10 protein-coding genes are annotated in these 10,444 nt (G+C 55.7%); 8 read left to right on the top strand and 2 right to left on the bottom strand.

What is annotated here, in order from left to right; all coding sequences use genetic code 11:
- Together FHR87_RS10005 and FHR87_RS10000 are read left to right on the top strand one after the other, a co-directional pair.
- A partial coding sequence (locus FHR87_RS10005) for an alpha-amylase family glycosyl hydrolase (protein ID WP_183166582.1) occupies positions 1-855 on the top strand: 855 nt, incomplete at its 5' end.
- Between the two features lie 461 nt (positions 856-1,316).
- On the top strand, positions 1,317-2,486 hold the full coding sequence (locus tag FHR87_RS10000; RefSeq protein WP_183166581.1) for an NAD(P)-dependent oxidoreductase: 1,170 nt from the start codon (positions 1,317-1,319) through the stop codon (positions 2,484-2,486).
- A 156-nt stretch (positions 2,487-2,642) separates the two neighbouring features.
- On the opposite strand, the gene FHR87_RS09995 is transcribed toward FHR87_RS10000, so the two are convergent.
- Complete coding sequence (locus FHR87_RS09995) at positions 2,643-3,593, bottom strand: alpha/beta hydrolase family protein (RefSeq protein WP_183166580.1); 951 nt, start codon at positions 3,591-3,593, stop codon at positions 2,643-2,645.
- A 264-nt stretch (positions 3,594-3,857) separates the two neighbouring features.
- On the opposite strand from FHR87_RS09995, the gene aroC reads away from it, so the two are divergent.
- The 6 genes from aroC (at position 3,858) to FHR87_RS09965 (ending at position 8,360) form a co-directional block, all read left to right on the top strand.
- A complete protein-coding gene (gene aroC / locus FHR87_RS09990; protein ID WP_183166579.1) occupies positions 3,858-4,949 on the top strand; it encodes a chorismate synthase in 1,092 nt (363 codons plus the stop codon).
- 81 nt (positions 4,950-5,030) lie between these two features.
- Positions 5,031-6,182: an MFS transporter gene (locus FHR87_RS09985; protein WP_183166578.1), complete on the top strand. Its 1,152-nt coding sequence runs from the start codon at positions 5,031-5,033 to the stop codon at positions 6,180-6,182.
- Positions 6,179-6,811 (top strand): methylthioribulose 1-phosphate dehydratase, encoded by a 633-nt coding sequence (locus tag FHR87_RS09980; protein WP_183166577.1) that lies wholly within the window; start codon positions 6,179-6,181, stop codon positions 6,809-6,811. Before FHR87_RS09985 ends, FHR87_RS09980 begins: the two co-directional genes overlap by 4 nt.
- Positions 6,812-6,870: 59 nt before the next feature.
- Positions 6,871-7,422 carry a 1,2-dihydroxy-3-keto-5-methylthiopentene dioxygenase gene (locus tag FHR87_RS09975; RefSeq protein WP_183166576.1) on the top strand — a complete coding sequence of 184 codons (552 nt, stop codon included), beginning with the start codon at positions 6,871-6,873 and terminating at the stop codon, positions 7,420-7,422.
- Complete coding sequence (gene mtnC, locus FHR87_RS09970) at positions 7,419-8,102, top strand: acireductone synthase (RefSeq protein ID WP_183166575.1); 684 nt, start codon at positions 7,419-7,421, stop codon at positions 8,100-8,102. Before FHR87_RS09975 ends, mtnC begins: the two co-directional genes overlap by 4 nt.
- A 69-nt stretch (positions 8,103-8,171) precedes the next feature.
- Complete coding sequence (locus tag FHR87_RS09965; protein WP_183166574.1) at positions 8,172-8,360, top strand: PLDc N-terminal domain-containing protein; 189 nt, start codon at positions 8,172-8,174, stop codon at positions 8,358-8,360.
- 238 nt (positions 8,361-8,598) lie between these two features.
- Here the strand turns inward: FHR87_RS09965 and FHR87_RS09960 are convergent, their stop codons facing one another.
- A complete protein-coding gene (locus tag FHR87_RS09960; protein WP_183166589.1) occupies positions 8,599-9,951 on the bottom strand; it encodes an OprD family outer membrane porin in 1,353 nt (450 codons plus the stop codon).
- Positions 9,952-10,444: the final 493 nt, after the last annotated feature.

The following is a 10,444-nucleotide window of genomic DNA, read 5'->3' as shown; positions in this document are numbered from 1 at the left end:
GAGCGCATGATGGTGGCCGAAGCGGTGGTCGGCACGCAGTCCAGACCCAAGTACATTCGCCCCGATGAGATGCAGCAGGCCTTCAATTTCGACTACCTGTTGCTCGAAGGTTGGGATGCAAGCGCATTCAGAAAAGTCATCGACTCCTCCATGGCCCTAGCGGCTACAGTGGGCGCACCCACTACCTGGGTAAACTCCAACCACGATGTAGTGCGTACGCCTTCGCGTTACGGCCAAAGCAAGCCTGGCATCCATCCCAGGGGCATTGGTGCCGCCAGCGAACAACCGGACGAAGCATTGGGGCTGCGACGGGCCCGGGCATTATCCATGCTGACCATGGCCCTACCTGGCTCGGCCTACATCTACCAGGGCGAGGAGCTGGGTCTACCGGAACATACCACGCTGGAGGACAAATACCGCCAGGATCCGGAATTCTTCCGCAACAAGGATAAAGAAGGAATATATGGTCGCGATGGTTGCCGTGTTCCACTGCCTTGGAAAGCTGGAGCTCCGTCCCTTGGTTTTGGTCCAAGTGACAAAACCTGGCTACCGCAACCCGCTTCGTATACGCGCTATGCGGTAGACCGCCAGGAAGGCGTGGCAGGTTCCACACTGGAGCTGTATCGGCAGATCCTACAATTGCGCCACAAATATTCTCTGGGTAATGGCCAGGTACAGTGGCTCGATGCCGATAAGGGTGTATTGGCATTTGATAACGGCGATCTGCGCATCATGATCAATTTCGGAACCAAGGCTGTAGCCTTGCCGGCAGACAGGAAAGTGTTGCTGTCAAGTGAAGCGTTACAGGAAGACAAATTGCCGGGCAATACAGCAGTCTGGTTGACACGCTCGTAAATTTTCACGTTAGTCGTACCCCGTTCTGGTGCTTCATGCTCTTGCGGGTTGAGGCACCCAGACATGCAACACACCGAAAAATATTGCCAACCAATACGAAGAGCGAACGGGCCGAAGAACTGGCTCTGTTCCTTGAAAATACCTTTCCTGTATAGGGAAGGGGATATATAGAGATGGATCATGTGTGGTACGTGTTTACTGATCGGTTATTTATTCAAGGTCTTGAGTTAATTATTAATCATTGATTTTATTTGATTTTTATGTTAGTTGGTCGATCCTTCCTGTTCTTCAAGCGCTTTGGCAGCGCCTGCAGCCATAGTCGATATTTCGTCATTTGGCCTTAAGAGCGTCAAACTTTCTTTTCAAAGCCGCTGTCTCATTCCATGACGTCCCATAACGCATGGATCAGCAATATGTATAAGTCGAACGCAAAGAAGAGAATCGGAGTTTCTGGAACCGGGATGATCTCGCACGCATTCGTGCGTCTCATCAAGAATCATTATCAGGATCTGGAAATTTCCAGAGTGCTCACCCGCAGGAAACTGGATACGCTAAGCAGCTTCCCACTGGCTAACGCTCTCACCAACTCCCTGGATGATCTGGTAGAAAACTCCGACATCATTGTTGAGTGCAGTGGAAATGTCTTCCACGGTACCGAGGTGATCGAACATGCTTTCGAAGCTAATCTTCCTGTCGTTACGGTCAATGCCGAACTACAGGTGACGACTGGCTCTTATCTGGCAAGTAAAGGGTTCATGACCGAGGCCGAAGGTGACCAGCCAGGATCGCTGGCGGCCTTGCACGAAGACGCGCTGCAGATGGGCTTCAAACCGCTGGTTTTCGGCAATATGAAGGGGTTTCTGAATCTCGATCCCAGTCCAGAGGACATGGCTTATTGGGCGAAACGCCAGGGTCTGAGCATCGACCAGACCACATCGTTTACTGATGGCACCAAGGTACAGATAGAGCAAGTTATCGTCGGTAATGGTCTCGGCGCCACCATTACCCGCCAGGGGCTGGAGGGCCTGGCTTCTACTAACCTGAATGACAGTGCCAGCATTCTGGGCATGATGGCCGACCGGATGGGGCAACCCATTGTCGATTACGTGATGCCTAGCGGCTACCCGGCTGGTGGCGTATTCATCGTCTGTCGGCACGATGAAGAGCAGGCTCCGGCCATTGAATACTTCAAGCTTGGCCCTGGTCCTTATTATGTACTGACGCGGCCTTTCCATCTTTGCTCGCTGGAAGTGGGTAAAACCGTGCGTCGGGTGCTCGCCGGTGGCGATATTCTTTTGAACAACTCCACTTCTCCGACCCTGGGTGTGGCAGCCATTGCCAAGAAGCCGATGAAGGCTGGCACGATGATCGACCGTGGCATCGGTGGTTTCCAATTCCGCGGTGAAGCGGTGAAACTGACGGACAACTTCAACTATGTCCCGATCGGTCTACTGAGCAAGAGCATACTGAAAAGAGCCGTAGAGCCGGGTCAGCTCATCACATTCGACGATGTCGACCTGTTGCCGAGCCGAGCCCTGGATATCGTCATCCAGCAGCGCGATGCCTTTTTTGGTTCCGTACCGACGTTTTCCTGGAATCCCCAGGCGCTGCGACATGCAGTTGCCTCCTAGGGCGATTCATCGGTAAAAAACCGCTGCCCTGGCAGCGCTCGGATAAAGCCCTGGCCAGCCGGTCAGGGCTTTTTTCTTATCCTCTATTTCCGCAAGACGATAATGGCTGCCGCCAGTAGCGTGGCATGAATACATTTCTTCCTGATGCAGGAATACTCAATTTCGCTGGATGAAATCAGCTATTGCCGCAGGCAACCCCCGCGCCAGCGGCAGGTTGGGGTTGGCATAGCTGGCCAACTGCTGCTCTATATTATTGTTCGGGACGATGCGCAGTACGTGATTCATGCCTTCGAGCAAGACCAACTCGGCATCCGGCTTGGCCCGGTGCAGGGCTTCGGCGTCTTCGACGCTCACTTGGATATCGTTGCGGCCCTGGACGATCAGCGCAGGGATCTTGAGTTGGCCGAATGCCAGGGCCGGGTCCTGGCGGAACAGTGAAATCAGGTATGGCTGCACACTGGGCCGAAACAATTCCATCAAAGGTTGCGGTACGTCCGTATGGATGCGCCCCGCACCGAGCTCGGCGATCAGCCATTTACTGTAGGCCAGGACGAGTGGCGGCAATTGCTTGCTCTGCAGTTGCGTCAGCAACAGGGTATCGATCGGGCGGCCACTACCAGCGATAGATACCAGGGCTTCGGCTCCGGCGGATTCTGCTGCCAGGCTGGCGAGCAAGGCACCTTCGCTGTGGCCGATCAAAATCAGTCGTGAGAAGCGGCCACTGGATTTCAACTGATGCCCCCACTCGATGGCATCCTGGGTAAAGTGTTCGACGGTGAAGCGACTTTCGTCCGGGCCGGCATCGTAGCTCGCTTCGACCCCGCGCTTGTCATAGCGCAGGCTGGCGATTCCGCGCTGGGCCAGGGCCTGGGCCAGCAGCTTGAGGCTGTCGTTGCGCGCCCAGGAATTATTGCCGTCGCGATTGGTGGGGCCGGAACCGGCGATCAGCAAGGCTACCGGCGGCGGTTCGCTGACCTTGGGTATCAACAGCGTGCCGTAGAGCGCACCGCTGTCGGTATCCAGTTTGACGATCTGTTGCTGCAAGGTCGTTGCACGAACAGTGAATGTCATCAGCAGGCTTACCAGAAGAAGGATGAAGGAACGCATCGGTTGGTTACATCCGGTTTGCGAGGAGACAGGCAGGCGAGGTCGGATGCCGTGGTTCAACAAGTATGCCCTTGATGGCCAACTGGCGAAACTGGGCTGCCCTGGTTCGCAGTGCTGCGTTGTGCATCGTTCGTCTGGAATAACCCGATTTCTGCGCGTGTCTTGTCCTGCGCAAAATCAGGCTCTCTCGCAACGGGGGCAATAATCGATGGCACACCCTATAATGCTGCTCTTCCATTCGAGGTTGATTCGCGGAGCACGTGCATGTCCGGCAATTCTTTCGGCAAACTGTTCACCGTCACCACCGCAGGCGAAAGCCATGGTCCGGCCCTGGTGGCCATCGTCGACGGCTGCCCGCCGGGGCTGGAGCTCGGCCCTGAGGATCTGCAGCACGATCTCGACCGGCGCAAGCCGGGTACCAGCCGTCATACTACGCAGCGCCAGGAAGCCGATGAGGTGGAAATCCTTTCCGGGGTATTCGAGGGCAAGACCACGGGCTGCCCCATTGGCTTGCTGATTCGCAATACCGACCAGAAATCCAAGGATTATTCGGCGATCAAGGAACTGTTTCGCCCGGCCCACGCCGATTACGCCTACCACCATAAGTATGGCATCCGCGACTACCGTGGCGGTGGTCGCAGCTCGGCGCGCGAAACCGCCATGCGCGTAGCCGCCGGCGCCATTGCCCGCAAGTATCTGGCGAGTTGTGGCATTGTCGTGCGTGGCTATATGAGCCAGCTCGGCCCGATCGAGATTCCTTTCAAGAGCTGGGATAGTGTTGCGCAGAACGCTTTTTTCTGTCCCGATCCGGATAAGGTGCCAGAGCTGGAAGCCTACATGGATCAGCTGCGCCGCGACGAGGATTCGGTCGGTGCGAGAATCACCGTGATTGCCGAAGGCGTACCGCCTGGCCTTGGCGAGCCGATTTTCGACCGTTTCGATGCGGACCTGGCCCATGCGTTGATGAGCATCGGCGCGGTCAAGGGCGTGGAGATCGGTGCCGGTTTCGCCAGTATCGCCCAACGTGGCACCGAGCATCGCGACGAGCTGACGCCGGCGGGATTTCTCTCCAATAACGCTGGCGGTGTGCTCGGCGGGATTTCTTCCGGGCAGCCGATCGTCGCGCATCTGGCGCTCAAACCCACCTCCAGCATCACCACGCCTGGGCGCTCCATCGATATCCATGGCAAGCCGGTGGAAATTGTCACCAAAGGTCGCCATGATCCTTGTGTCGGTATCCGTGCTACCCCTATTGCCGAAGCCATGCTGGCCATTGTCCTGATGGATCATTTGCTGCGCCAGCGCGCGCAGAATGCCGATGTCGCTGTCGAAACACCGGTGTTGAGGCAGCTTTAGGCGGCAGGGCGGCGGTGAATCAAGCTTCATTCGCTGTTACCTGATGCCTGCAGCGACTTTTTCATACCTGCCACTTGGGAAATGACCTCATTGCCTTTGCCCTACTGGCGCCTGTCCAGCTTCTACTTCTTCTATTTCGCCTTGCTCGGCGCGACAGCGCCGTTCTTCGGCCTGTATTTCGCGCATCTGGGGTTTTCCGCTGCGCGGATCGGCGAGCTGTTGGCGATCCCGATGCTGATGCGCTGCTTTGCTCCCAACCTCTGGGGCTGGCTGGGCGATGCCAGTGGGCAGCGACTGGCTATCGTGCGTCTGGGGGCGATCTGCACGCTGTTGTCCTTTCTGCCGATTTTCATCGGACACAGTTATGCCTGGCTGGCACTGGTGATGGCGCTGCATGCGTTTTTCTGGCATGCGGTACTGCCGCAGTTCGAGGTCATCGTCTTTGCCCATCTGCATGCACAGGCGGCGCGCTATAGCCAGCTGCGCCTGTGGGGCAGTGTTGGGTTTATCGTGGCGGTGGCCGGGCTGGGTGGGCTATTCGAGCATCTGAGTCTCGATTACTGGCCGCAAAGCATTGTCCTGGTCATGGCCGGCATCGTACTGGCAACGCTCTGGATTCCCCGTACCCGGCCTGAGCCGCGCGAGATATCTGCCGAAGGTGGTTTTTGGCGCCAGTTGCTGCGTCCTGGGGTGCCGGCTTTCTATGTCTGTGCGGCACTGATGCAACTGTCTCACGGGCCTTACTACACGTTTATCAGCATTTATCTGGAGAGCCTGGGTTATGGTCGTGGCACCATCGGCCTGCTGTGGTCGCTTGGCGTGGTGGCGGAAATCCTCTTGTTTCTGGTGATGGCGAAGGTGCTCAAGCGCTTCAGCCTGCGCCAGATCCTGATCGCCAGTTTCCTGTTTGCCGCGTTGCGCTGGGCCTTGCTGGGAGGTCTGGGGGAACAACTGCCGGTACTACTGTTCGTGCAGATCCTGCATGCTGCGACTTTCGGCAGTTTCCACGTTGCTGCCGTGAATATCGTCCAGCGTAGCTTCGATTCCCGGCAGAAAGGGCAGGGGCAGGCGCTCTATGCCTCTGTGTCCGGCATCGGTGGTGCTCTGGGGGCCCTGTATGCTGGTTACAGCTGGAGCAGCCTTGGTCCATTTTGGACTTTCGGCATGGCCAGCCTGGCAGCGCTGGTCGCAGCCGTTATCATTGCCATTCGATTGCAAGAGGAACGGGCATGACTGCCTCACGCGAATATTTGTCCCAGGCCATCATCGAGGCCGGACGCTTTCTCTACGCTCGCGGTTGGTCGCCGGCCACCAGCAGCAATTATTCGGCACGCCTGACCAGTACCGAGGCGCTGCTTACCGTATCCGGCAAGCATAAGGGCATCCTGGGCGCCGACGATCTGCTGGCTGTGGACATGCACGGCAACAGCCTGGAGCAAGACAAGAAACCTTCGGCGGAAACGCTGTTGCATACCCAGTTGTATCGTAGCCGGCCGGATATCGGTGCAGTTCTGCACACCCATTCGGTAAATGCCACGGTGCTGTCCCGTCTGACACTCAGCGATTCACTGGTTTTTGCCGATTACGAATTACAGAAGGCTTTTAGTGGTGTTTCGACCCATGAAAGCCAGGTATTGGTGCCAATCTTCGATAACGATCAGGACATCGCCCGCCTGGCAGCGAAGATCCAGCCGTGGCTGGATGCGCATCCCGACTGCGTCGGCTATCTGATTCGCGGCCACGGTCTCTATACCTGGGGGACGAAGGTAAGTGATGCGCTACGACAGGTGGAGGCCTTCGAGTTTCTGTTCGAGTGCGAACTGAAGATCAAAGCACTTGGCCCACTTGCCCGCCAGCCCTGATAACATGCGGCTCCCGATGGCAGTGTGTGCCGGTTCTGTGGAGCGTTAGGAGATACCCTATGAGCATCCTGAGCGTCTATCACGAGGATTTTCCTCAACAACCCCTCAAGGCACTGACCCATGCCGAAGACATCGCGGCCACGCTGGCCGAGGTTGGCATCCGTTTCGAACGTTGGCAGGCCGAGACCCCGGTCGTTCCCGGTGCCAGTCAGGAAGAGGTGATCGCGGCCTATCGCTCGCAAATCGACCAGTTGAAAGCCGAGCGCGGCTATATCACGGTTGATGTGGTCAGCATGGATCGCAAGCATCCGCAGCGGGAAGCGCTGCGCGAAAAATTCCTCGACGAACACCAGCATGGTGAAGACGAGGTGCGTTTCTTCGTCGCCGGACGCGGTCTGTTCACCCTGCATGTGAACGGCTATGTCTATAACGTGCTGTGCGAACGGAACGATCTGATCTCGGTCCCGGCGGGTACTCGACACTGGTTCGATATGGGTGAAAGTCCCAGCTTCGTCGCCATTCGCCTGTTCAACAATCCCGAAGGCTGGGTGGCACAACCTACCGGCAGCGATATCGCCAGCCACTTCCCGCGTCTGGAGGAGGTCGGATGACAGTCAAGGCCATTCTCACTGATATCGAGGGTACTACCAGCGCGGTGAGTTTTGTCTTCGACGTGCTCTTTCCCTATGCGCGCGAGCATTTGCCGGCTTTCATCCACGCCCGCGCCGGCGTTGCCGAGGTGGCTGCACAACTTGCTGCCGTACGCGCCGAGAGTGGTGAGGCCGATGCCGACACGCAACGCGTCGTGGCAATCCTGCTGGAGTGGATCGCAACCGATCGCAAGGCTACGTCGCTGAAGGCACTGCAGGGCATGGTCTGGCAGCAAGGCTACGAAGCAGGCGAGCTCAAGGGGCATGTCTACCCGGATGCAGTAGTTGCGCTGCGCCGCTGGAAGGCAGAGGGATATGCTCTGTATGTCTATTCGTCCGGTTCGATCCAGGCACAGAAGCTGATTTTCGGTTGTTCTGAAGCAGGTGATTTGACGCCATTATTTTCCGGCTATTTCGACACCACCAGCGGTGCCAAGCGCGAAACGGCCTCCTATGAACGCATCGCCAGCGCCATCGGCCTGCCGGCGGGGGAGATCCTGTTCCTCTCCGATGTGCTCCAGGAACTCGATGCCGCCCGTGCAGCCGGTATGCGTACTCTTGGCCTGGCGCGCGAAGGCGGTGTGTTGGGCGGGCACGAGACAGTGGCCAGCTTCGCGGCAATCGATCCGTCCGTCTTCTGAAATTCGCTGAACCTTGGTATCGGTCGAGGCGTCCTACATCAGGTACTTACTGATACGGGAGTTTGGCGAATGGATTTCTTCGGCGGAATACTTGGCCTGATCATACTGGCGCTGGATATCTGGGCCGTTCTCAACGTAGTCCGCAGCTCGGCGGATACCGGCAAGAAAGTGTTGTGGGTTCTGCTGATCCTGATCTTGCCGGTGCTCGGCCTGATCATCTGGGCATTGATGGGGCCTCGCGGCAATGTACGCGTCTGAGCAGGCACGTGACGGTGGCGGATTAGCCAAGGGCTAACCCGTCACGCCGATTGTGCAGCGCTTTCGTGAACGGACTGGATGCGGTAAACGCTGCAAGCAGGTTCAAGCCGGGCGTTTCGTCATCGAGGCATCGAGAGGGATTGCGAATCGATGGCGAGTGGATCTTCACATCGGCATTGAAAACGCCAGACGCTTTACCCGGGAGCGGCTACGAAAACACCAAGCGAGAGCTCCCACGTCACAGCAGATTGAGTGTGTAGTTGACTATTACACGGTTTTCATCGCGGTCGACCGCGAACGCACTGCTGTCATTGCCGCGCCATATACCGTTGCGCCAGACAACGCCCAGACCCTTGAGCATTCCATTCTGCACCTGATAGCTCAGGTTGATGTCGCGTGCCCACTCGCGAGCATCGTTACCCACGTCTTTGATGTTGCTACCTTTATAGTAGGTGGTGTCGAACTTCAGGCCAGGGAGGCCGAGCTTGGCGAAGTCATAACCATATCCGACCAGCCAGGTTTTTTCACCGGCGCTGAAAAATTGCGCTGCCTGCGTATTGGAGCGAGTGATCACGTAAGTCGGGCGGCCGGTACCACCGTCTGGAGCAATGCTGGGAAAATCGCTTTTGCCGGTTACCTTTTGGTAGCCTGCTTTCAGGCTGTGTCCACTGAGGCTATAGATGAACTGCGCGCTCCAAAGCTTGTTGTCCACTTTGTATCGGTCGGGGTCTCCTGTATTCCAGTGGCCGTTGGAGCGATAACCCTCTGCCCGCCCGGAGCGGGAAGCGTTCTTTCCGGTGGCTTCGTTATGGAAATAACGCAGATCGGTTTTCAGCGAGCCGACCGGGAATTGCAGGTCGTGGATCAGGCCGAAAAAATTCTGTTTATAGAAGTCTTGTAGTTTTCCGAAATTGTATTGCAGCTGCAGATTCTTGACGGGTTTGTATTCAATGGCTGTGTAGTAAAATTGATTACTGAATTTTCCGGTTTGGCGATTGTTCGATCCCATGATGGACAGGCTGTCGCTATTGCTGGAGTTCCGTTCCGTGGAGCGTTCCAGCCGGCCGGCAGTGATGAGTACGTTGTCGACTTCCTTTGAGGTTATCTGGACGCCTTCAAACGTCTGTGGCAACAGGCGACCATCGTTGTAGGTTACTACCGGCACTTTAGGCAGTATGGTTCCGGCCTGTAGTTCGGTCGCTGAATAGCGCATCTTGGCGGTTACGCCCAGCCTGCCGAACTCATTGACCGATTTTCCGTTGCTCTGGGGAAATGTCTCGCCAGGCATGCGTTTCAGATCGGATTTGCCCGTGCGGCCGCCATCATCCAGACGGATTGCATAAGTGCCCAGCAAGTTGAGGCCGAAGCCCACCGGGCCTTCAGTGTAGCCGGATTTATAATCAAGAATGAATCCCTGCCCCCATTGCTCGACTCGGGGACGGTCGATAGTACGAGGATCTTGGTTGATGTAGAAATTTCGCAAGGTGAGTGCGGCTTTACTGTCCTTCAGAAACTCGGCGCTTGCCTGCCCGCAAAGAAATTGACCGAAAGTACCCGCTATGATGGACAGAGTGGAAAAGGATTTATTCATTAAGGAGAGTTTCCTTTTAATATTATGTAACTGTTTCAAAGAAACGAAACTAATTGTTGCTGAATACAAATCAGGACTTGCTTGTACCAATTAAAATGCTGTAACGGACAAGCAGGCATGTCATACGTTGGCGGCATGCTTTTACAATATAATTATTTATAAAAAAACAAAGGTAATTGTTGCAAAACATAACCTTGTTATTTTTTCTATTTTTATTTATTAAAATCAATAAATTAATATTTTTTTACATAAAATATGAAATGTAACAAATGACTATTGATTGTTGTTTGAATATTTATATGTATATAACGAAAGAGACTTGGAAATAGTCTTCGGCTTGATAAATGACTCAGTAAGCCTTTCTAAGGCGCACTTTTCCCTGGCGAGATGAATGGCAAACGGCTGAATGGCACGCTTGAAGACCGCGTGAGTTCACTCGGTGCGAATCTCCCGGCTACTGTTATCGTTCTGACTGGAAGTGTTTTGGAGTGGT

Source organism: Azomonas macrocytogenes (assembly GCF_014191985.1).
Classification (GTDB): Bacteria; Pseudomonadota; Gammaproteobacteria; order Pseudomonadales; family Pseudomonadaceae; genus Azomonas; species Azomonas macrocytogenes.
The sequence above is the reverse complement of the archived record's forward strand: the minus strand, read 5'-3'. Positions and strand labels throughout refer to the sequence as shown.

Coding starts and splice junctions, on each gene's coding strand:
- mtnC (WP_183166575.1), top strand. CDS start 7,419: ATGACAGTCAAGGCCATTCTCACTGATATCGAGGGTACTACCAGCGCG.
- FHR87_RS09975 (WP_183166576.1), top strand. CDS start 6,871: ATGAGCATCCTGAGCGTCTATCACGAGGATTTTCCTCAACAACCCCTC.
- FHR87_RS09995 (WP_183166580.1), bottom strand. CDS start 3,593: ATGCGTTCCTTCATCCTTCTTCTGGTAAGCCTGCTGATGACATTCACT.
- FHR87_RS09960 (WP_183166589.1), bottom strand. CDS start 9,951: ATGAATAAATCCTTTTCCACTCTGTCCATCATAGCGGGTACTTTCGGT.
- FHR87_RS09985 (WP_183166578.1), top strand. CDS start 5,031: ATGACCTCATTGCCTTTGCCCTACTGGCGCCTGTCCAGCTTCTACTTC.
- FHR87_RS10000 (WP_183166581.1), top strand. CDS start 1,317: ATGATCTCGCACGCATTCGTGCGTCTCATCAAGAATCATTATCAGGAT.
- FHR87_RS09980 (WP_183166577.1), top strand. CDS start 6,179: ATGACTGCCTCACGCGAATATTTGTCCCAGGCCATCATCGAGGCCGGA.
- aroC (WP_183166579.1), top strand. CDS start 3,858: ATGTCCGGCAATTCTTTCGGCAAACTGTTCACCGTCACCACCGCAGGC.
- FHR87_RS09965 (WP_183166574.1), top strand. CDS start 8,172: ATGGATTTCTTCGGCGGAATACTTGGCCTGATCATACTGGCGCTGGAT.